The organism is Pseudomonas lactis, assembly GCF_001439845.1.
Taxonomy (GTDB): domain Bacteria; phylum Pseudomonadota; class Gammaproteobacteria; order Pseudomonadales; family Pseudomonadaceae; genus Aquipseudomonas; species Aquipseudomonas lactis.
Genome location: NZ_JYLO01000012.1, coordinates 173,584 through 195,907, shown reverse-complemented (window position 1 = coordinate 195,907; position 22,324 = coordinate 173,584). Strand labels below are relative to the sequence as shown.

Genomic DNA, 22,324 nt, shown 5'->3' with positions numbered 1-22,324 from the left:
CATGCTGTATTCCTTCCTTAAGCCATCAGTGCGGCAACAACGGTGAACTGAGCGCGGTCATCCAGTTGCAGGGTGTCGCGAATCCATTGTTGGTAGTTGCTGAACAGGTCTGCGGTGGCGCTTTCTTTCTGCTTACGTTTGGCTGCGATGACCTGTTCTATACCCTTGGCGAAATCGATTTCCAGCTGTTCGTTGTGTTTGAGCTGCAGGGTTTGCAGTTTGGCCAACTCGCGCTCCAGACGTTGGCGGCAGTTGGCATCGAAGGCCTGCTTGATCGGTTTGATGTGTTTTTCAGCTGCCTGAATAACCGCCGGTAGTGCACTTTGCAGGGCACGGCTGTCGGGCGCCTGACCATCGTTGGCCTGGGCTTTCGCGGTGCTGGTGAGTCCTGTGCGCTGTAGTGTTTCCGCCAGGCTGAGTACGCCTACCACCTGCCCAGCAGCATCGAGCTGTACACCGAGCCACTCGGCTAGCACGGCTTGACCCCGGCGATTGGGCACCTGGGCGAGCACCAGCACGATGGCTTCGCCTGCGGTCAGCCCCTTCGCAACGCGCAGCAGCGGCGCACGCTGGCGACGAAACAGTGCCATAAGTTTGTAGTCGAGCCACTGGGCAATTGGGTTGAGCGCCCAGAGGTAGTGCAGCTGCGGCCAGGCATTGGTGTCGCGCGCCTGTTTGATGGCCTCTTCAACCACAGCCTTATCGGCGCTCAAGGCAAAGGTATTATCGTTCGGCCACATTTCGCTGGCCAGATCACGCTTGAGCACCTGGGCAAGGTCGCGACTGGGCTGGAAGCTCAGCGTGCGGCTGGCATCATCCGTTTTGATTGCAGCATGTTCGCGCGGCGACTGTTGCGCCAGCCAGCGCAAGGCATCGCGAAGGTAAATGTAGCTGTCGTTAAACAGACTGGTGAGTTCAGCAGTGGGCACCATGAGCACTGCTGTGCTGGCGGGCGCAACGCTATCAGTGCCGGGTACGTTCGCGCCCCACAGGGCTTCGAAAGGGTCGATATCATCCCCAGCCAGTAGCGCGGCGAATTCCTCGACAGTGCGGTTGCCTTCAATGGCCTTGGCCACTTCGAAGGCTTCCAGCTCCTCGTCATACAACCCCATAAAGGCTGATGGATCGCCGATATTCTTCGCCGCCTGCACGTCCTTAGCAATCAGGATTTCCAGGTAGCGCAAGTCACCGCGAATTCTCTCGTGGCGAGGTTCTGTCAGCAGGTAGCCGATTTTCGGGGCATGCAGTTGACCATATCGATCCACACGACCATTGCGCTGCTGGAACACCATCAGTGACCAGGAAATATCGAAGTGGATCAGCCGATGAGCTTGGTAGTGCAGGTTAAGACCTTCGGAGGCCACATCCGAGGCAATCAGCAGGCGCAGGGGCGAATGGGTTTTGCCGAAATCTTCGACCGCCTGCTGGATGTCCTGGTCAGGCAATTGGCCGTGCAGGATGGCTACGGCGTTGTCTTTTAACCCCAAGGCCTTGGGCAGCTCTAGCTGGAGGAATTTCAGTGTTTCCACTCGCTCGGTGAAGATCACCAGGCGGTCACTTGGATCTTTGCCATCCCAACGCCAGTGCTGACCTTGTTTGAGCTGGCTGATGAGGTGCTGGAATTTGCTGAATTTGTCGGCACTGATGGCCTGCACCAGAACTTGAAGATCACGCAGCCCCTCAAGATCAGGATGGCGTGCGTCTTTTACCTCGAGCTTTCGGATGCGCTCTTTCAGCGTTTGTAGGCAGGCTGCCGGGGAAGAGAACAGCGCCTTTTCCAGCACGGTGCGGAACAACATGGCACCGTCGCGCGCACCGGTCCCGTCGCTATTAAGTTTGAGCTCGGCTAGGGCATCGAAGGCGAGGTTTTCCGCCGGGCTTGCGGCGCAGGCCAAACGAAACACTTCTCGCTCTGGGAACTCCTGCGTCATCTGCTCGCGCACGTCTTTCTTGAAACGGCGAACAAAGAGGTGATCGACATCCTCACGGGTGTAGTCGGCCCCTGCTGGTAGCACCGTGGGGTCGAGCATGCGCACGAGGCTGGCGAAGCTGTCTTTTTTGCCGTTGTGCGGCGTGGCGGTGAGCAAGATCAATGCATCGGAGCGTTGCGAGAGTAACTCAGCCAAGCGATTACTTTGGGTACGATTGCCCTTGTAGGAAACGTTGTGGGCTTCGTCGATGATGATCAGATCCCACCAGGCGCTTTCCAGGTAGTGCCGGTACTCGCTGTCGCGCTTCAAGGTATCGACCGAGATTATGGTGCGGTCGAAGTAGTTGAAGGGATTGTGATTGGCAGGGATATCGCGACGAATGCGCTGAATACCGGCTGAGTCCAGGCGGGTGAGCGGGATGGTAAAGCGGTTCCAGAACTCCTGCTGAAACTGGCGCATCATACTTTTGGTAGTGACCACCAAAATGCGGCGCGCTTTACCTCTGCGCATCAACTCAGCAGTAAGGATGCCGGCCTCAAGGGTTTTACCTAGGCCTACTGTATCCGCAATGAGCAAGCGCGGGCGCAGCTGCTGCAAGACCTGATGAGCGGGCTGCAACTGAAACGGCAGCGCATCCATGACCCCATGCTGACCAATCACTACCGACTCGCTTTGCAGCGCCGACTGACGCAGACGCGCCTCGATAAACAGCCGCGAAGCAATAAATGTGGGCGATTCGTCGTACACCAGCTCAGTCTTTGCTGGGTCAATCAGCGTGACGCCTTCGAGTTCAGTGAGGAAAAGCGCATGACGATTGCGCACGGTTTCCGACACGCCTATGCAGGAGAGCTGCCAGCCACCAAGATTGCATTGGTCGGCATTCTGGATAATCCACTCTTCATCGCGGATCACTGCACGTGCACCGGGGGCTGGGGCTTGGGTCAGTTGCATTGGTGCAATCCTTGTCAGGGCACTAGGTACACAGAAAACTGCATTAAGATAAATCGATCGCCTAATAAACCCAGACAGATCGGCACTCCGCTGATCAATTCATTACCGCTCAGTCGCGGCATGAGCCGATGCATTTTCAGCAGTGATAACGTCCGTCGAGGACGCCACCACGTCTATCTGGCGGGTGGCACTTTACCAGCTTTGCGCTTATTGGAACGGGCGGGGTTTCAACAGATAGGGTCATCAAGGATGCCAAAACGAAAGGACCTTGAAAGGGATGGTCGTAAAGACGGCCTCCGTCACCTCGAATCATCCACATGGTTGGCATATTGGTTCGCGCACCATCCTAGATTGGGGTAAAAATGCAGCAAGGGTGATAGCCTTTTGGAATGCAATTGATCATAACTGATACTCGACAGACGCAAGGCGATTAGCCATCATCAACTGCTATCGTTTTCCCTTTTGCGAGTCGCGGTACCGCTTCTACCGCTCGCCTTTGCATCGGACGCTCCCCCTTGAACGTAATGAATGTAATGCCCCAGCTTTCCCTTTCGCGATCTGGACCGGTGAACGAAGCCGGCGAGGCGGTGCACTTCCGCCAGGGGGATCTCGACGGGGCCTGTGGCCCCTATAGCTTGATGATGGCACTGGTAGCCAATGGCATTGTTACCCGCTTTGAAGCGAGTTACATGGGGTTGCACGATGGTCGAACCCGATTGGGAAAATTTTATAACCGGTTGATTGAGTTCGGTGGGCTAATCAATAACGGCACCGACGAGTACGACCTGGATTGGTTACTGGATTGCTTTCGTAACCAGCTCAGCCTGAAGAAATTCAACGGCACTACCCGTTCACTTGTCACTGATTTGGTCGCAGCGGTAACCGCTGGGTACTCAACGATTGTCGGCGTGGACTGGCCAGGCGGCGAGGGTCATTGGCTATTGGTGGTCGGCTATCAGAGTCAGGTGATTGACGGTCCGGAAGGTCGGGCCAAAACCATAGTGACTCACTTTTTGTGTCTAGACCCCTTCTTGGAAGCGCCCAGAGTGTCGCTTTGGAATGCCGTGCTAGAAGTCCAAACGACGGAAGGTACGGTAGTGAACGCCGGCCGTTATCCGTCCAACCATTGGGGTGGTCTCGAGCCTACGAAATGCCGGATTACCAATGGCCTGGGTATCGGCAAGCGATAAACGCGGCGATGCTTGTTATCCAGTGTAAACGACAGCGCTTGCGCTAAAAGAGTACCCCCGAGCTCATACCAGAAAGCCCCTACCAACTGGCGACCGTCGAGGATGAGGATGCTCGTAGCGGCATTGCGAGCTATTTTTGATCAACGTCGCACCTTACAGTCTCGGATACCCCGTCACGTGAGCCATACATTCAAATTCCTGAGCCTCCCTCACCGTTCAGGAGAGGTCGCAAACGTCTTCATCCATGGCTACTCCGCCGGCCACGACATGGAAGACCGGTGCGCGCTGCGAAAGTGCATCCCTTCGTCCCTGCACAACTGCGTCAACATCTTTGCTTTCTGGCCGTCGGGTCACTGGAGTCAGTTCGATGCGTTGTCCAGCGGCGGAGTGTCGGCGATCACCCGGGTCAATGTCTTAGCGGGCGCTGCGGCTGCAGTGGTCGACCGCGCCGTGCACTTCAACAGCAGTCGCAAACGCGCAACCGCCATGGGCAAGACACTGCTGTCACAACTCGAGCGCTACCTCCTCGAATTTCATCCTTACGTGTCGAAGATCAACCTGGTCGGGCATTCACTTGGCGGACGGGTCGTCGTCAGTGCGCTGCTCGACATGCTGCACAAGCCCGCCAATCACGACCTCGAAATCGGCGACGTGCTGTTGATGGCCGCAGCTACCGAACTGTCGGGCAATGAGGCGCGTGCCATCCGCAAGCGCACCAACTGCAAGCTGTACAACGCTTACTCAAAAGATGATGACATTCTGCGGTTGAATATCGGGGAAAACAGCGCCGGCCGCCAACCAGTTGCCAACTGCAAAAATGTGCGCATGGAATCTTTCGGCCACACGGACTATTGGCCGCGACTGGAGCAGGTACTGAGAGAATCAGGTTTCCACAGTTACCAAAGTGGCCTACCCGTTTCTCTTCAGCCCCACCCCATCATCAAGAACCCCGATCCTGTGGTAACCGACCACTTTCTGTACGACCTGCTCGAACTGACCAGCGACCGCATCCGCGGCCAATTCGCCAAGCACTTGCGTAGCAGCAGCTGGACGACGCTGGAAACCGATCATTCGCTCTACCTGCTGAGCAAGGAATTCCAACTTCTGGGCGGGCACTGCCTGGTCAACGTGGCACGCGGCCGGGGCCTGAAGTATGTGCAGATTCTGTTGATGCTGGCGGAGCATTACGATCTGCTGAGCGAGTTACACAACTGTGCGCAGGTGGTGGAGATGGAAGCGCTACTGATCAGCACGTGTTTCCGCTCTTCGTTCGGTGAGGCTCATGTGCTTGCTTCGCGACAGGAGATTACTGAGCATATGGCGGCCATGACAGAGAAAGGCTACTTCGAACAGGTCGATAGCCTGGCCGCCAGCCTGACCATTACCTCCTATTTCTCGACTCCGGAGCCACCGGCGCCTGTGTATCGAAACAGCAGCTCGGCATTGTCGAGCGAGACCAATGGATTGGCACTGGCCTCAATATCAATGCTTCCGTCGCTGACCGGGCTGATCTCGACCGAACGCATCAAGGCCGCAGTCACCAACCTGAAAAGCGCGGTCAAACCCGGCTACTCTGCGTTGATTCCAGCGGTCGCAATTCTGTTCTATGCGCGCTTGCAACTGAACAACGAAGGGCTGCGTTAGCACTCTGCAAAATGCCTGACCAGCCATGCCGCTGGCCAGGCACGGGAGATCGAACCTGATCTCGCCCTTGCCGCGAGCGCAGCCTATCTCCCGCTCCTAGTCTCGCTGAGCTTGCGCTCGAGTAACGCGAGCAAGTCGTCAGCATCCATTTTCTGAAAGCCACTTTCCTCTTGCTCTAGAATCATCGCAGCAAACGCCTCGCTGTACTCGAGCTCTTCCTCACCTGCAACTGGCGCACTAGCAGGGCTACCGCCCCAGACACGAGTGAAAATGCAGTGGACGCCTCTTCCAACCCCCCCTTTACCGCCATACAGGTAGATGTAGTAAGCCAGGAAGGCCAAATAGAGGCCGAAACCAATCTTGAAAGGACGGGACATTATCGCAAAGCCGATCAATGCGATGACGAGACCAATAACAACCACAATTAATTGCTGCTCCTGTCAGCTCGCGGGATAACCAAGCGAGGCCCACCACCCAAAACGCGACCGTCATAATATCAATAAGACATCACCAAAAAAATAATTGCAGCGCCACACGCTCACTGTCGAGCAAAAAACTTGGCCTGCTTTCGTTCTCCCCCACCCCGCTAGCTGTAAAACGAATAACGCCTAAATACTGGTTAAGTACACAGGTAAAACTTTCAGGCATGCACCTCCGCACAAGGGCTTGAGAATGAGTCTTTCCGCTGAAGAAATCGCCGGAATATGGGCGTTTTGTTGACAGTTTACGATACCGAATCAAAGTGCCATCATGCAGGCAAATCACATCGCGCCGATCTATAGGATTTACCCAACGCCATCTCATCCGGGAAGCGATATGACGTCAGTTACAGGACATGCGCGATCAATACCCTATAAACAAGGACGTGTTCATGCCTTTGCCCCACGCCTTCAATTGCACTCAATGCTTTTGGACCGGCGCTAAGCAGTGACGCGCTGACCTGGTGAACGGCGGGCCGGAGCCCTTCTCGCACGACGAATTAAAAACCAACAGTACCCTGAATATCCCAACGCTTAAGCCTCAGTGCCCTCTATGCCGAGGCTTCGCGCAGCCCCTCAACACTTAAAGGATTATCACCATGCTCGACAGCCAGAAAGCGCTCGCCACCTACTTGAAGAAAATGCAGGCGCTGCTCAACGGCCAAGCGTTTTCATTCGATCAGTCACTGCTCCCCAAAGTAATGGAGACCGAGCTTGTAGTTCCCGTAATCGGGGCCTTCAGCGCCGGTAAGAGCTCACTTTTGAACGCGCTGATGGGCAAGGACATATTGCCGGTTGGGATTGCGCCGGAAACTGAACTGGCGACCGAACTGCGTTATTCCTCCGAGCCCTATCTGCTGGCGATCAAGCCCGATGGTGTGCAGGAACGCTTGCCTGTCGAAGCGTTGAGCTCAATCAATCGTCGCTCCAGCGAGTTTTCACATTTGCGCCTGTACCTCGACAGCGAGGCGTTGAAAGCCATTGCGCCTCTGGTACTGGTCGACATGCCCGGGTTTGGCTCATCGCTGGAAAACCACAACAAGGCGATTGCTTACTACCTGCCGCGCGGTGTGCATTTTGTGGTGCTGACCAGCATCGAGGACGGCAACATTACGCAATCGATGCTGCGCAAACTCGACGAGCTGAAAACCTATAACACGGACTTCACGTTCCTACTAAGTAAATGTAATCTGCGCGCCGCCGACCAAGTGGAAGACGTGCAGGCTTACATTGACGACCAGCTCGGGGTGTATTTCGGCGAGCATTGCCGCAGCATTACGCTCGGCAACCGGGGCGGCGAAGAACTAACGCGTGCGTTGACCGCCTTGCAGCCCGACGCGCTGTTCTCGCGTCTGTTCATCGACATCCTCAAGGATCAGAACTTTGAATTGCTGGCGCAGATCAACCTAGCGCTGAGCATGCTGAAAAAGGACAAGACCGAGAGCGAGCAAACCGCGCGCGCACTCGAACAGGCCTTGGTCAAGCTGCTGGAGCAACGCAAGGATGTGGAGTCGGACCTGAAGGATCGCTACTCGGGGAAAATGCTCGACCGTAGCCTGCGCGGTCTGGACAACGCGCTGAATGATTCCCTGGACGAACTGGTCACGCTGGGCAGCAGCAAGAACTCGAGCGCCCTGTCGAATGCCCTCTCCGACATCATCCGCAGCAGCCTGGCCAGCACGATCAAATCTGAAGTGCAGGACATCTCCACCAGCATGGTCGACCGGATTGCCAGTAACCTGAGTGCCACCAGCAGCCAGATGTCTGTGCTGGACATCAGTGGTAACTGGAGCGAAGAGCTTTCCAACAAGGTCAAGTTCTCGCTGGAACGCACCACGGAAATGCTCAGCGACTGGTCTACACGCCTGAGCAACCGGGCCGAGGACGACAAAAAAAGCGGCGTCATGCTCTATCGCAGCCTTTCAACCGTGCTCGCCGTCACCACCACCGTGGTCAATCCACTGGTAGAGCTGGTGATCATTTTCCTGCCCGAAATCCTCAAGATGTTTAAAGGCGGCGGTAACGAGCGCGAGACGTTTCGCCAGAAACTGACCGGCGAAGTATTCCCCAACATCAAGGCGGAACTGCGCGGAAAGATTCCGGCAATTATCGACGAACAGCTCAACGCCATGCTGAAGAAGATCAGCGACGGCTTCGAAGAGCAGATCAACAAGCAAAAACACGTAATCGACTCAATCGCACAAGAAAGCCTGCAGCTTGAAGCTCAGATCAGCGAAAAGACCGCTGTTCTGGAAAACCTTGCTAACGCAGTAAAAGCCGCTGCAAACGAACACCTCTACAAGTAAGGCGGACGACCTAATGGATTACCAATCACTCGTCGCTTTTAGCGAAAACTTGCACACACTGGCCGCAAGTAACCAGGACCTGTTTGAGCGCGAAATCGAGCAATTCAAGCGGCTAAACGGCATCGACCAACCGCAACAGCTCGCGCAAGCATGCCAGACTCTGCAAGACCAGAACCGGCTGATGAACATCGGTATTGTCGGTCGCGTGAAAGCTGGAAAGTCGTCACTGCTCAATGCGTTGATCTTTGATGGCGAGCCGATCCTACCCAAAGCCGCAACGCCCATGACTGCTGCGTTGACCACCATCACCTGGGGCGAAGTGTTCCAGGCCAAAGTCGAGTTCTACAGCGAAACGGATATCGCCGCGATCCGCTTCAAGTCGGACCAGTTCGAGCAACGGCTGGCCGCGCGCAAGCGCGAATGCCTGGAAGAGCTGGTGAAGCGCCGTAACGCCCAGGCCAATGACGCGCCCCTCGATATGGCGCAGCTGACGCTCATGGCCGATAAAAAAGCCATGAGTGAACTGCAACGCGAAGAAGGCTTGTTCGCGGCATACGACCAGTACCAGCGTATGAAGAGGTCTGGTCTCGATGCGGCCACTCTGCACTTGCACAGCGAGATTCAGGCAGGTAACCCGAAAGAGCTGGCGGCTCGTTTGCACAACTATGTAGGTGCCGACGGCACGTACATGCCGTTCACCAAGACGGTTCATGTCGCCATGCCGCTCGAGGCGCTGCGCGATATCTGCATAATCGATACCCCCGGCATGAACGATCCGGTCCAGTCGCGCGAAGAGCGCACGGTCGAACTGCTGAAAACCTGCGACGTGGTGTTCATCGTCAGCCCGGCCGGCCAGTTCCTCAATGAGCAAGACCTTGAGGTGATGGGGCGTATTACCCAAAAGGAAGGCATTCAGGAACTGGTACTGGTTGCCAGCCAGATCGACACACAGCTGTACGGCAGCGAAAAGCGCGCGCGCTTGAGCGATGCAGTGGAAGCCATCCGCACCCAACTGTCGGCGCGGGCGCAGAGCACCCTGACAGACCTCAAGCTGAGCAGCCCGGAGGTAGGCTCGGTGTTCGACAACCTGATCGGCTCGGTGCACCGTAACCTGCTGCATAGCTCAGGCTTGTGCCACAGCCTCAACCGCCGCTTCAACTCGCAAGAAACCTGGGACTCGAACGAGCAGGTGACGTGGGACAACCTGTCCACCGATTACCCGGATTACTTCACCCGCGATAATCAGGAACTGTCGTTGAGCAGCCTGGACAGCCTGGCGAATATTGACGCGATCAACGCCATGCTTGCACAGGTGCGTGAGAAGAAAGCTGAGATCACACGCGAAAAAATCGCCAACCTAATGGTTCGCAAACAAAAGAACCTTGAGGCATTCAAGGCGCTGCTCATCAACTTGGCGCGTAACCAAGTCATCCAGATCAAGAACGCCAATGTGGATCAGCTGGACGAGCAGCTGGCTTCGTTGGAGTCGAAGCGACTGGATCTCTCGCTGGAACTGGATGTCAGCTTCAAATACACCATGGCTGACTACCGCCAGAAGTTGCGTGACGACATGCGCAAGATAGCTGCGCAATTGCTCCGTGAGACACAGTCCACTGTTAAAGACGCGGAAGGCTCTTTCAGTGAAACCATTACAGTCGACAACGACGGGGTTGGAAGTTGGATTGCCCGCAAACTATGGGGTGGCGGTACTACAGAAAAAACGGTCGTCCGCGCCAAGATCATCAGTAGCCAAGTCATCTCCACCATCAACGAGTTCATGAACGACATCCAAGATGAGCTGGGTGCCAAGGTGGAGAGCTCTCACCGTGGATTGAACGAAGAACTGGCCCGGAACCTCACCCCGAAGATCCGTGAGGTACTTGAACAAGATGCCAATGGGCAAATGATCAAGCTCGCGATTAACTCAATCATTGATTCTATTCCAGATGATGACTTTGACCTGAGCATTCCTTTGCCCGAGAGCCTGAAAAGCAACGGCACGCTCAAGGGCTACGAAGCTGAACGCTTCAAGGACGCAGCCGATGACTTCATCGGTTCGTTGGGCAGCAAGGTCAAAAGCAAGATCAGTTCGTTTATCAACGATGTTGAGCGCAAAGCGCCTTCCACCATCTCCGATTCGTTCGTCGACGAGATTCAACGCAGGATCAATGTGCTCAAGGATCAGGTCGACAACGCGGCTCAAACCATTGATCGGCTTGAACGTCTGGCGCGCAAGGCCGAAGAGGTCACCCTGTGAGCAACCCGCCAAGTATCAATGAACAGGCACAATCGACGCTGGAGTCGCTCTCCCGGTTCTGGCAGTTCAAGCGTAAGAAGTTGGCAACTGAACTTAAGGGGCATCTGGACGATGCCCAGTGGCAACTCGACACGTTGTTTAGCACTAATCAGCAATTGACCACTCAGTGCGCTGGCCAGAACGACGAAATCGGCTTTCTGAAGTCGCGCAACGACTCGCTTACCGAGGCTTTGCAGGTTGAAACAGCCAACATGGCGTCGACCGCCGAAGCCCTTGCGCAGGAGAAGAGCAAGCTCCAGAAGGCCATGCTCGCGCTGACCCAGGCCAAGGTTTACACGAAGGACCTGGAAGAGCGACAGGCTCAGGCCTTGGCCCAGATCGCAGGGCTCGAAGAGCACCTTGCCGATCACAAGCAGCAGCTTGTCGACAAGGAACAGTGCATCACAGAGCTTCAGCGCACGCTGACCAATACTAGACAGCAGCTCGAAGAACTGAATAACGTCAAACAGATGTTGACCGATCAGTGCGCCGAGCAGGCAGAGCAGATCCGCACGCTGGAATCGCGTAATGAGGTGCTCACCACCCAGTTGCAGGCAGAACGGGTCAATGCGGCAGAGCAGGAAGAGCGTAAGGTTCAGGCGCTTGCCGAGATCGCCTCCCTTAAAGAGCACCTGGCAGATCGCAAGCAAGAACTGATCGAAAAAGAACAGCGTATCGCTGAACTTCTACACACGCTGTCCGACGCGCGCCAGCAGATCGAAGCATTGAACGACGCCCAACACCGGTTGACCGAACAGTGCGCCGGGCAGGCTGCGCAAATCGGCTCGCTGGAGTCGAACAATGAAGCGCTCACTGCCCAGCTGGAGGCAGAACGGGCCAATGCTGCGGAGCTGGAAGAACGCAAGGCTCAGGCACTGGCACAAATAGCCGAACTGGAGACGTATCTGGAGGAACATAAAAACCAGTTACTGTCCACGGAGCAGAACGTCGACTTGCTGGAAAGCCTGACCGAGCAACTCAAGGCCTCTCAGCAGCACCTGGAGAACAACTACGCAGACATCAACAAGCAACACCTGTCGCTCACTGAAAAATTTTCCCTGGTGAGCAAAGTCCTGGCCCAGCAACCACCCACCAATGAACAGCTGGATAGATTCGCCGACCTGATCAACCACGACTACATGGAGTTCGCCAGTCGCGAATCGTCGTTGGCCGGCGAAGCCCAGGCAATGCTCGATATGCAGGCGATTCTCGCCGAGATGCAGATGCTGAACAACTTCCCGAGCATTGCCGGCAAAACCATCCTGAGCATTGCTGGCGGCTTCAGTAGCGGCAAGTCGGCGTTCGTCAACAGCTTCATCCATAACCCAAGCGTGCAACTGGCGACTGGCATTAACCCGGTGACCGTGGTACCCAGCTACGTTGTATGTTCCGAAGAAACCCGGATCAAGGGCTATTCGTATAACGGAGGGGCCATCGACCTGGAGCCCAGCCTGTACGCATCCATGTGCCACGAATATGTCCAGGCCTTCGGCTTCGACCTACGGCGCATCCTGCCCTTCATCAGCGTCAAGGTTCCCATGGATCCGGACTTGTTCGGCAACCTGTGCATCATCGATACGCCCGGCTACAACCCTGGTAATACGGGTGGGGCTGCGGCTTCCGACCGCAGCACTGCAGCTTCCCTGGTCAATCAGGCATCGGCACTGGTCTGGGTCATCGGACTCGACCCGGCCGGAACCATCGACCAGTCCGATATCGAGTTCATCGAATCCACGCCGTTTCGCGGAGAGTCGCTGTACATCGTGCTGAACAAGGCAGATGTGAAGTCTCAAGACGACATTAGCCAGATCATGGATCAGGTAGCCGACGACCTGAGCTTTGCTGGTATCGAATACGCGGGCATGTGCGCCTATTCATCCACACGCAAGAAAGACTACCCCTCGAGCCGCCGGACGTTTGACCAGTTCCTGCGCTCTATCAACCGTAAAGTGGATGTGGTCGGGAAAGTTACCAGCAAGCTCGACGCAGTGTTCGATGCCTACAAGCAGGCCCTCAAAACCGATATAGCGCAGCTGGAGAGCCGCAAAGGCGAGTTCAACGGGTTCAAGCTCGATGCGCTGGAAATAGAGGGAACGGTGTTGTTCGACAGAATAGATCGAGCATTTCCCATATCTGAGCAAATGTTCGATTCTTCCGGGCTGGAAAAACTGGTGGATGAATGCGAGGGCCTTCGTCGAAAGCTCAAGCTGGCCGCTCGAAAAGCCTTGGAGGCTTGCGAACTCGTTCGCACGAGAACCTCTGCCGAGCCTGATGACTTTCTGCGCACTCGAATACGCCGCTAAATGCCTGAACGCGCACTTTTGGGAACCCGGGTCTGCCCTATAGCAGGCCCTTACAGGCCAGGATGCACATCCCCGGCCTGTACGTTAGTCGATCAGGCAGGTGCTACGGTCATCCGCCACCCGCTCAAAATCGCCGCCGCGCCAACAGCTCCGCCACCGCCCCCGCAAACCACCCCGCAGGGCGCATCTTCAGCGCCTTGCTCCCACACTTCGGGCACTGATCGATCCACTCACCGGGCGCCAACGCATCACTCTGCGGAGCCACTGTTTTCGTCCAACCACAACCTTCACATTCAAAAGTGAAGGGTCTGGGTTTGATCGGCATTTTAAGCTCCTTTTCCGCTGCGCAAGTTCACTGCCTTCACCGTGCTCAACTCCCCGGATACGCCAGTTCAATCTGCTCATCAAACTCGCCGTCAAGCCCACAGTACGCATGCGCAACGTGTTCAAGATCTTCAGCTACCTGCGTAATCACCTGACGCAGTTCCAGGCGCTCGAGCCAGCGAGCAGGAACGGTGGCGGTGCCATACTGCGCGCCCAACAAGTGCCCGACGACAAGCCCTGTACTGCTGCTGTCACCACTGTGATTGACCGCCGTGACCAGCCCTTCTTCAAGTGATCGTGCGGTCAGCGCGCACCACAGGCCGATGGCCAGCGCCTGTTCTGCGACCCAGCCACCGCCAAAATCGTCGATGCGTTGCGGGGTGGGCAAGTAACCCTCGTAAAAGTACAACAGCACGCGCTCGATGAGGTTGCGAGTTTCTTCCATGCCAGGCACTTGCCCATACCTGGCCAGACTTTGAGTCACTGCGTGTTCCAGGCTGTCGCGTCGATCGACAACACGCTGAAGAATGTCGGCAAACAGCCCAGCCGCCAGATAGCATGTCGGATGCCCGTGCGTCAGCCGTCCGGACTGGGCCGCGTGGTGGAATGCATTGGCAAAGAATGCACAGGGTGCAGCACGGACCAAGGCACCGTTGCCTTTGCTGTGGTTTTCGGCAACCGCCCCAAGCCACCCACTGGCCTTGAGTGCACTCAGGCAAGTTGAGTCGGGGGCACGCCTCGACCAGAGCTCCACATCCTTGATCAGCCAGCCATCTGTGGCGACCGGTATCAGCGAGGGGTAATCCTGGGTCGTCAGCCAACGTAGCAATGCGTGATGAATAATGCTGGGGACATGGCAAGGCTGCCGTGAACTCCCAAGCACATATGCCCGCAGCAAGCCTTCTGCGGTGAACAGCATCATCTGCGTGCTGTCGCCGATGGAGCCGGTGATGCCATACGCCGGGGCAAAATCAATCATGCCCTGCGGACCGAACCTGGCCTCGATGAGCGGCCACTCGAGAAACTCCACGGGGGCGCCAAGCGCATCACCGACAGCGCCACCCAGCAGGCAACCTTTGATCAGCTCAAGTCTGTTCATGTCCATTCCCTTATCCCTCAGCCGGGATCAATTCCTGCAAAATCACCAGCTTTCTTTGCAACTGCTCGATGTGTGCTTTTTCAGCGCGCAGTGCCGAACGCAACTCGCGGTTCTCTGCCTCCCAAATCCGTGCCCAGCGCGCACTCTTTTGGCAATCCATAGCCATCTGCCAGAGGTCACGCAACCTCAACCACTGATGCAGTAACACCAGCAGTATTGCCACCATCATCACCAACGCCCCTGTCGAAACCAATTCCGACATACTCATGCCCACTTCCTTCCGTGACTTCAATTCATTTCGAATGCCAGACACAAGATATGTAGTGTTAAGTGACAGGTCTAGAATGTAGACTTATACAGGTAAAGTATTCACGCACATGGAGAGGGTATGAAACGCAAACAATCCATCGAACAGGTCCGCTGGGACCTGGCACTTCGCTATCGCTTGATCGAGACAGTTGCCTGGTGGGAGGGCCGGTTGACCACGGGACACTTGATACAGAGCTTCGGCATCAGCCGTCAGCAGGCGTCCAAGGACATCAACACCTACATCACGGAACATGCGCCCAAAAATCTTACATATGACAAAAAAATAAAGGGTTACGTACCCAGCAAGACGTTCACCCCGCTGTTCATCGACGACAGCGCCAGCGCCTATTTGCACCTGCTTTATCAGAACAACGAACGCGCCCCGCACATCGATGGACTCGCCCTAGCCTACGCCCACACCAAGGTGCTGGAGGTCCCGGATCGCCCGATTCGCCCAGAGGTACTACGCCCGCTGCTCAAAGCGTGTCGCGATGGCCTGCGCCTGGAAACCGAGTACGTGTCGCTCAATACCCCTAACGTGGAAATTCGTCTCATCGCCCCTCACACGTTGGTCTACACCGGTATGCGCTGGCATGTGCGGGCTTACTGCGAGAAGAACGCCCAGTACCGCGACTTTGTGCTCAGCCGTCTACGGGGCCAGCCGGATTTGCTCGACGAATCGCCAAACACTCGTGAGCTGGATGAAGACTGGAACACCGAAATACCGGTGATATTTGCCGCCGATGGGCGATTGAACGCGGCGCAGAAGTCAATCATCGAAACCGACTTCGGCATGGTTGATGGCCAGCTAGTTGTGCCCAGTCGCAGGGCGCTGGTGAAGTATGTATTGCAACGCTATCAGATCGACCCCAGAAACCTGACCACTAATCCTGAAGCGCAACAAATCGTGGTGACCAATCTCAAGGAACTGAAGCCTTGGCTTATGAATGATTGACGCTCAAGTGGTGGATGGCGTGGACTTCCACGCCGGGAATCCGGCCCCCTTCTCACTGTTGACTGAGGTTCGCACTTGCAGTCTGACACTCAAGATCCCGAGGTGAGGAGAGTCCATCCCGTTGCTTCTGATTCATCACCAGCAAGGACTGCGCATCAGAATGCCAGCCTCTTTCGACACGGCATCTATCGCCATTCCACCCCTGACCCGAGCGCGACACATTACGACGCACCTTGGCCTCATGATCATGTCTTGCCAGTATCAGGAGTAGTCGTCGTGCCCATCCCGCGTTCGCTGAATCGCAGTAATGTACGTAGTTCCGGCCCCCATAACGCGGACACCTGCGCCCTGACCCTGAAGTGGTCGTTCATGATGATGCTCGATCTTGGCGGGCATCGGAATCTTATCCAGCGGCATGGCTTTAACGATGACGAACTGGCCATCGAACTGGGCCTGCAAGCGCTGATCGATGAAGAGGATTTCCACCCACGCCAGGCGCTCTTGCGCTTGAAGGGCGAACGCAAGCTGTTTGATGAGACGTTCACCAGCTACGATACCCCGACATGCTGGAAGAAAATCTTGAGGCGCTGGGAGAGTTGCTCGAACTTGATGCGGCGGAACTCCGCATTCTCGGTTTTTGTGTCCTGATGCATACCGATCCGACGCTCACCAACGCTGCCGACGAGCTGGGAATGCTCGGTTTCAACCGCATGCTCGCTGTACTCAGCACCCTGTTGGATATTCCACAGCTGCAACTGACACGGTATCTGAGCAACGACGGTCAACTGGTCCGGTCGGGTCTGCTTGAAGTCAATACCCTGTCCTGCTCGGTCACCACCCTGAGCAGCCGCTTGAGCGTGGGTAATTCTGATTTGCCGGGATTGATGCGTTTCAATCAGGACGAGCCCATCGAGTTGTTCAAGTATGCGTTCAGGCTTAGCCCGCCGGGTGAGCTCGGGCTCGATAAATACGAACACCTGCGTCAGCACGTAGATATCGCCCAAGCCTACCTGGCCAAGGCATTGGTCGAAGGCCGAAGCGGGGTAAACACTCTGCTTTATGGCCCGCCAGGTACGGGTAAGACACAGTTGAGCCGCCTGCTCGCCAAAACACTGAATACCGATCTGTATGAGATCGCCTGCACCGACAGTGACGGCGATCCGGTCAGTGCCAGCCAGCGCTTGTGCGCATTGCGCTCGGCCATGAGCGTCTTGCATTCGCACAAATCGCTGCTGGTCCTGGATGAAATCGAAGACATTTTCGATAGCCCCACACCCATGGGTATGGGTGCCCGCAGCAAGGCACAGAAAGGCTGGATCAATCGGATGCTCGAAGAAAACGCCCTGCCCTGCTTTTGGCTGAGCAACAGTGTCGAGTCGCTGGATGCGGCGCACATTCGCCGCTTTGATCTGGTCATCAACCTGCCAAACCCGCCTCGGGCACAGCGCGAGCAAATCATTAGGGAGTGCAGCGCCGACAAGCTGGGCAATGAGCTTGTGGAGAAACTTATCGATCATGAACATGCAACACCGGCAGTGATCACTCGCGCGGTTCGCATCGCCCGCAGCCTGAATCCCCGCGCCGGCAAAAAGCTTGATGCAACGGGCGAGTGCCTGGTCGACAGCACACTCAAAGCCCAAGGTTTTGACAAGTTGGAGGGCGCACAGGGCCAGCGATTGCCGAGCTTTTACTCGCCTGAACTGATCAACACCGATGTACCGCTCGATGGTCTGGTCGAAGGTTTACGCAAGCACGCTGAAGCACGCTTATGTTTCTACGGGCCTCCTGGCACTGGCAAAACCGCCTTCGGCTGTTGGTTAGCACAGGAACTGGACAGACCACTGATGGTGCAACGGGTATCTGATCTTGTTTCCCCGTATGTGGGCCAGACCGAACAGAATCTTGCCGAAGCTTTTGCACAAGCCACTCAGGACGGCGCGGTACTGCTCCTCGATGAAGTCGACAGCTTTTTGCAGGATCGACGCAAGGCAAAGCAAAGCTGGGAAGTGACAGCGGTAAACGAAATGCTCACCCAGATGGAAAGCTATCGTGGCCTGTTCATTGCCTCAACGAACTTGATCCGTGATCTGGACGAAGCATCGCTGCGCCGCTTCGACATGAAAATCTACTTTGGTTACCTGGACCAACCCCAGGTACAGCAGCTGTTCAGCACCCACTTGCAGGCACTTAAACTCAAGGACCCCACCAAGACGGCAAGCCTGCGGCTGAGAAGCGAACAGCAATTGACCCCAGGCGACTTTGCCTCGGTGGCCAGGCAAGCGCGCTTCAAACCCTTCGCCAATGCGAACGAGTTGGCCAGCGCGCTCATCGCTGAAACCCGCCTCAAAACTGCCGGGAAGCAGAGACCTATAGGGTTTGTACACTGACAGCGGACGTTCGGACGGGTGTTGACTGGCTTAGTGCCATCTATCACCCTTGTCGCCATACCGAGCTTAAGCACTACACAAGGAAGCCTGTCTTGCCCTGCCAAAGCCCAATCCACCGTCAGCCGTCAGTGGGAATTGCTTCGCCAGTTGCCATCCAGATCACCCGGAATCACCACCGCCGAACTCGCCACGCGCCTACACTTATCGGGTTATAAAATCAGCCGGCGTACGATTGAACGCGACCTGATCGATCTGTCGCTGATGTTCCCCCTGCAATGCAATGACGCAAGCGCGCCTTACGGTTGGTACTGGCAACCCGGTGTCAGCGTCGAATTGCAGGGAGTTACCCTGACCGAGGCGTTGAGCCTGGCTCTAGTCGAAGACGCAATCCGCCCACTGCTGCCTAACAGCATGCTCAGAGTGCTGGAGCCTCGTTTCAACCACGCGCGACAAAAACTCAAGTGATTGGGCGTGCGGATTCCACGGGCATCCGGCCACCCATTCCATGAACATCCGGCCACTGATTCCACGATGATCCGGCCACCCGTTCCACGGCCATCCGGCCACCCACAAGGCAGGCAGCAACGCAGGATTAATTCACTACCATCGACCTCTTTTATCGAAGCAGAGAGGTCGTCGTGGAGCGGTTATCCATGCGTAAAATTAAGGAAGTGCTACGTCTCAAGTTTGAGGTCGGCCTATCTGCTCGCCAGATCGCTGTCAGCTTGCAGGTGGGTCGCGCAACTATCGGTGAGTACCTCAATCGCTTTGCTGCCAGCGGGCTGACTTGGCCGTGTGCGGCGAGCGAGGCGCAGTTGCAGCAGCGTCTTTTTCCGCCACCACCCGACGTCCCCAGCGATCAACGTCCGATGCCGGACTGGACTCATGTCCACGCAGAGTTGCGCCGCCCCGGCGTAACCCTGGCCCTGCTTTGGCAAGAATATCGACTCGCCCATCCGCAGGGCTTCCAATACAGCTGGTTCTGCGAGCACTACCGGCTCTGGGCCGCCAAGGTCGACGTGGTCATGCGCCAGGAACATCGTGCAGGTGAAAAGCTGTTCGTCGACTATGCCGGCCAAACGGTGCCAGTCATCGACCGGCAGACCGGCGAAATTCGCCAAACACAGATCTTCGTCGCCGTGCTGGGCGCCTCCAGCTACACCTTCGCCGAAGCCACCTGGTCGCAGAAACTGCCCGACTGGCTGGGCTCGCACGCCCGCTGTTTTGCTTTTTTCGGCGGCACCGCACAGATCCTGGTGCCCGACAATCTGCGCAGTGGCGTGACCAAGGCGCATCGCTACGAGCCGGATATCAACCCCAGTTACCGCGATCTCGCCGAGCATTACGGCGTAGCCGTGCTGCCCGCGCGCTCGCGTAAACCCAAGGACAAAGCCAAGGTTGAAGTCGGCGTACAGGTCGTCGAGCGGTGGATACTGGCGGTGCTGCGCAACCGCCAGTTCTTCTCCTTGGGCGAACTCAACACAGCCATCGCGTTGCTGCTGGATCGCCTCAATCAGAAGCCCTTCAAGAAACTGCCCGGCTCACGCCGCTCGGCCTTCGAGAACATCGACCAACCCGCGCTGCAACCGCTACCAGAACATCCGTATGTCTACGCCGAATGGAAAAAGGTGCGAGTCCACATCGACTACCACGTCGAAGTCGACGGCCATTTTTACTCCGTGCCGTACCAACTGGTGAAACACCAACTCGAAGTACGCCTGACCGCGCAGACCGTCGAGTGCTTCCACGCCAACCAGCGCGTGGCCAGCCATCTGCGCTCGCCGCACAAAGGCCGCCACACTACCCACACCGAGCACATGCCCAAAAGTCACCGCGAACACGCCGAGTGGACGCCCCAGCGGCTGATCCGCTGGGCTGAGCAGACGGGCCCGAATACGGCCGGTGTCATCGCCTACATCCTCGAACGCCAAATCCATCCGCAGCATGGCTTCCGCGCCTGCCTGGGCATCCTGCGCTTGAGCAAACAGCACGGCGAAGAGCGGCTGGAAGCCGCTTGCCAACGTGCGCTGGCCCTAGGTGCATGCAGTTACAAGAGCCTCGAATCGATCCTGCGCCAAGGCCTGGAACGGCTACCTCTTGCCCAGCAAAACCTGCCGTTACTGCCCGATGAACATATCAATCTGCGCGGCCCTGGCTACTACCACTGACTGAAAAAGGAGCACGAACATGCTGCCTAACCCGACCCTCGACAAGCTGCAAATCCTACGCCTGCACGGCATGATCAAGGCGCTTGGCGAACAACACGCAACGCCCGACATCAACGATCTCAGCTTCGACGAACGCCTCGGCCTGATGGTCGACCGCGAGCTGACCGAGCGCGAAGACGCCCGCCTGACGACTCGCCTCAAAGCCGCACGACTGCGCCATAACGCCTGCCTGGAAGACATCGATTACCGCAGCCCTCGTGGCCTGGACAAGGCGCTGATCCTGCAACTGGGTAGCGGCCAGTGGCTGCGCGATGGCCTGAACCTGATCATCGGCGGGCCGACGGGCGTAGGCAAAACCTGGCTCGCTTGCGCGCTGGCTCATAAAGCTTGCCGCGACGGTTACAGCGTGCGCTATCTGCGCCTGCCGCGCTTGATGGAAGAACTGGGCCTGGCACACGGCGACGGCCGCTTCGCCAAGCTAATGGCCGGCTACGCCAAGACCGACCTGCTGATCCTGGATGACTGGGGCTTGGCGCCGTTTACCGCTGCTCAGCGGCGCGACATGCTTGAACTGCTGGACGACCGCTACGGCAACCGCTCGACGCTGGTGACTAGCCAGATGCCGGTGGACAAATGGCACGCACTGATCGGCGATCCGACCTTGGGCGATGCGATCCTCGACCGGCTGGTGCACAACGCTTATCGGATCGAACTGAAGGGCGAATCGATGCGCAGACGCGCAACGAAATTGACGGCGACAGAGACTTCAGACTAACAATGCAAACCTGCGTCGCTGCGCTCCGACTGCCCGGCCGGATGAGCGTGGAATAGGTGGCCGGATGTTGGTGGGCTGGGTGGCCGGATGGCGTGGAATGCGCAATTGGGCGAGGAGAATCAAGCCGCACGCTGGCTGGATAAAGTAGCCAGCGTGCGCCCCGACTTGAACCTGCAAGCGCCGGAGATTCCAGAGGAAATTCTGGAGACATTGCAACAGGCCTTGCTGGAGGAGAAACAGTTGCAATGTCAGTACTACTCCGCACACTCTGACAAAGTCAGCCAACTGAAACTCAATCCGCTGGCCCTGGTGCAACGTGGATTGATCACTTACCTGATCGGCACCGCCGACTCTTACACCGATGTGCGCCAGTACGCAGTCCATCGATTCCGCGAATTGTCCCTCTTGGAGTCCCCAACGCAGGGACTGAAGGATTTCAATCTACAGGCCTACTTGAATAGCGATGCGCTGCAGTTCGGCAATACAGAAAGAATCGCCTTCCAGGCTTGGCTAAGTGAAAAGCAAGCTCGCCTGCTGCGAGAAACGCCGCTGAGCGCAGATATGGCGCTAACCGACCTTGGCAATGGCGATGGCTATCGCGTCACAGCAACGATCAGCGATAGCTGGCAACTGCAGTGGTGGATCTTGTCGCTGGGCGATGCGCTAGTGGTTGAAATGCCGCTGAACCTACGCGAGCAAATTGCGCAAAAGCTGAGGAATGCTGCGGCTGGGTATGAGTGAGAGTGGAACCATGCAGGCTGAAAATAGACGGTAATCGGAATCTCATCATCACGATTTTATCAGCATCGCACAATAAATAAGGACTTTAAATGACAGACGCCCTTGAATTCACTCCGAATCTCCGTCGGCCGAAAAAATTGCACTGCTATTTGTCGTTGATACGTGGGGTATTGAGGGCCCATATGCTGACGGTAATTGGCATAAGTTGATCCATCAGGCAGCCCGTAGCTGGATAACGGAAAACCCCGATCAAGAGCCTGCCACATTATGGTCGGTCGTGCGGCCGTGCGACTTTTTCGAAAATGGAACCTCGTGTTATATGACCTGTAGCACCAAGCTACCGGACATTTTTTTTGACCAACTCAATTCGTACATGGCTCAGTACTGTGGCCCCCATGTCACAGTGGCTGAGGTCGATTTCGATCTACCATTCAACAGCATCGAAGGGTGGCGCGCCTACCTTCAC

At 56.5% G+C, this 22,324-nt stretch carries 15 protein-coding genes and 1 pseudogene; 12 read left to right on the top strand and 4 right to left on the bottom strand.

The annotated features are described in order from the left end of the window. Positions 1–17: 17 nt before the first annotated feature. Positions 18–2,882, bottom strand: a complete 2,865-nt coding sequence (locus TX24_RS21855) for a DEAD/DEAH box helicase (protein ID WP_057711081.1) — start codon at positions 2,880–2,882, stop codon at positions 18–20. 533 nt (positions 2,883–3,415) lie between these two features. Here TX24_RS21855 and TX24_RS21850 point away from each other — a divergent pair. Then, positions 3,416–4,072 carry a hypothetical protein gene (locus TX24_RS21850; RefSeq protein WP_057711080.1) on the top strand — a complete coding sequence of 219 codons (657 nt, stop codon included), beginning with the start codon at positions 3,416–3,418 and terminating at the stop codon, positions 4,070–4,072. Positions 4,073–4,249: 177 nt separating this feature from the next. Further along, a complete protein-coding gene (locus TX24_RS21845) occupies positions 4,250–5,716 on the top strand; it encodes a DUF726 domain-containing protein (RefSeq protein ID WP_057711079.1) in 1,467 nt (488 codons plus the stop codon). Positions 5,717–5,799: 83 nt separating this feature from the next. On the opposite strand, the gene TX24_RS32590 is transcribed toward TX24_RS21845, so the two are convergent. After that, complete coding sequence (locus TX24_RS32590) at positions 5,800–6,138, bottom strand: hypothetical protein (protein WP_186354989.1); 339 nt, start codon at positions 6,136–6,138, stop codon at positions 5,800–5,802. 656 nt (positions 6,139–6,794) lie between these two features. Here TX24_RS32590 and TX24_RS21835 point away from each other — a divergent pair. From TX24_RS21835 to TX24_RS21825, 3 genes are read left to right on the top strand one after another with little or no spacing between them, the layout of a single operon-like run. After that, complete coding sequence (locus TX24_RS21835; protein ID WP_057711078.1) at positions 6,795–8,501, top strand: dynamin family protein; 1,707 nt, start codon at positions 6,795–6,797, stop codon at positions 8,499–8,501. 13 nt (positions 8,502–8,514) lie between these two features. Beyond that, positions 8,515–10,758 (top strand): dynamin family protein, encoded by a 2,244-nt coding sequence (locus TX24_RS21830; RefSeq protein ID WP_057711077.1) that lies wholly within the window; start codon positions 8,515–8,517, stop codon positions 10,756–10,758. Then, on the top strand, positions 10,755–13,100 hold the full coding sequence (locus TX24_RS21825) for a dynamin family protein (protein ID WP_057711076.1): 2,346 nt from the start codon (positions 10,755–10,757) through the stop codon (positions 13,098–13,100). Before TX24_RS21830 ends, TX24_RS21825 begins: the two co-directional genes overlap by 4 nt. 370 nt (positions 13,101–13,470) lie before the next feature. On the opposite strand, the gene TX24_RS21815 is transcribed toward TX24_RS21825, so the two are convergent. Together TX24_RS21815 and TX24_RS21810 are read right to left on the bottom strand one after the other, a co-directional pair. Further along, complete coding sequence (locus TX24_RS21815) at positions 13,471–14,523, bottom strand: ADP-ribosylglycohydrolase family protein (protein WP_057711138.1); 1,053 nt, start codon at positions 14,521–14,523, stop codon at positions 13,471–13,473. A gap of 10 nt (positions 14,524–14,533) precedes the next feature. Then, on the bottom strand, positions 14,534–14,791 hold the full coding sequence (locus TX24_RS21810) for a hypothetical protein (RefSeq protein WP_015093398.1): 258 nt from the start codon (positions 14,789–14,791) through the stop codon (positions 14,534–14,536). 120 nt (positions 14,792–14,911) lie between these two features. Between TX24_RS21810 and TX24_RS21805 the strand changes: the two genes are divergently transcribed. From TX24_RS21805 to TX24_RS21780, 7 genes and pseudogenes are all read left to right on the top strand, one after another. After that, positions 14,912–15,787: a BrxR family helix-turn-helix transcriptional regulator gene (locus TX24_RS21805; RefSeq protein ID WP_057711074.1), complete on the top strand. Its 876-nt coding sequence runs from the start codon at positions 14,912–14,914 to the stop codon at positions 15,785–15,787. 276 nt (positions 15,788–16,063) lie between these two features. After that, entirely contained in the window at positions 16,064–16,435 is a 372-nt protein-coding gene (locus TX24_RS32830; protein WP_328825113.1) for a hypothetical protein, read from the top strand. After that, entirely contained in the window at positions 16,351–18,174 is a 1,824-nt protein-coding gene (locus tag TX24_RS21800) for an AAA family ATPase (protein WP_338059761.1), read from the top strand. The genes TX24_RS32830 and TX24_RS21800 overlap by 85 nt, the downstream gene beginning before the upstream one ends. An 87-nt stretch (positions 18,175–18,261) precedes the next feature. After that, positions 18,262–18,636: pseudogene (locus TX24_RS21795) on the top strand (WYL domain-containing protein); the annotation flags it as partial. Between the two features lie 191 nt (positions 18,637–18,827). Next, complete coding sequence (gene istA / locus TX24_RS21790; protein ID WP_057711073.1) at positions 18,828–20,342, top strand: IS21 family transposase; 1,515 nt, start codon at positions 18,828–18,830, stop codon at positions 20,340–20,342. A gap of 19 nt (positions 20,343–20,361) precedes the next feature. Beyond that, positions 20,362–21,117 (top strand): IS21-like element ISPsy14 family helper ATPase IstB, encoded by a 756-nt coding sequence (gene istB / locus TX24_RS21785; RefSeq protein ID WP_057711072.1) that lies wholly within the window; start codon positions 20,362–20,364, stop codon positions 21,115–21,117. Positions 21,118–21,204: 87 nt separating this feature from the next. Next, positions 21,205–21,858 carry a helix-turn-helix transcriptional regulator gene (locus TX24_RS21780; protein ID WP_338059760.1) on the top strand — a complete coding sequence of 218 codons (654 nt, stop codon included), beginning with the start codon at positions 21,205–21,207 and terminating at the stop codon, positions 21,856–21,858. The last annotated feature ends 466 nt before the right edge of the window (positions 21,859–22,324 follow it).

Excerpts from the sequence above, each read along its gene's own strand:
- TX24_RS21855 (WP_057711081.1), bottom strand. The coding sequence starts at position 2,882 with ATGCAACTGACCCAAGCCCCAGCCCCCGGTGCACGTGCAGTGATCCGC.
- TX24_RS21850 (WP_057711080.1), top strand. The coding sequence starts at position 3,416 with ATGCCCCAGCTTTCCCTTTCGCGATCTGGACCGGTGAACGAAGCCGGC.
- TX24_RS21835 (WP_057711078.1), top strand. The coding sequence starts at position 6,795 with ATGCTCGACAGCCAGAAAGCGCTCGCCACCTACTTGAAGAAAATGCAG.
- TX24_RS21830 (WP_057711077.1), top strand. The coding sequence starts at position 8,515 with ATGGATTACCAATCACTCGTCGCTTTTAGCGAAAACTTGCACACACTG.
- TX24_RS21815 (WP_057711138.1), bottom strand. The coding sequence starts at position 14,523 with ATGAACAGACTTGAGCTGATCAAAGGTTGCCTGCTGGGTGGCGCTGTC.
- TX24_RS21810 (WP_015093398.1), bottom strand. The coding sequence starts at position 14,791 with ATGAGTATGTCGGAATTGGTTTCGACAGGGGCGTTGGTGATGATGGTG.
- TX24_RS21805 (WP_057711074.1), top strand. The coding sequence starts at position 14,912 with ATGAAACGCAAACAATCCATCGAACAGGTCCGCTGGGACCTGGCACTT.
- TX24_RS21800 (WP_338059761.1), top strand. The coding sequence starts at position 16,351 with ATGCTGGAAGAAAATCTTGAGGCGCTGGGAGAGTTGCTCGAACTTGAT.
- istA (WP_057711073.1), top strand. The coding sequence starts at position 18,828 with ATGCGTAAAATTAAGGAAGTGCTACGTCTCAAGTTTGAGGTCGGCCTA.
- istB (WP_057711072.1), top strand. The coding sequence starts at position 20,362 with ATGCTGCCTAACCCGACCCTCGACAAGCTGCAAATCCTACGCCTGCAC.
- TX24_RS21780 (WP_338059760.1), top strand. The coding sequence starts at position 21,205 with ATGGCGTGGAATGCGCAATTGGGCGAGGAGAATCAAGCCGCACGCTGG.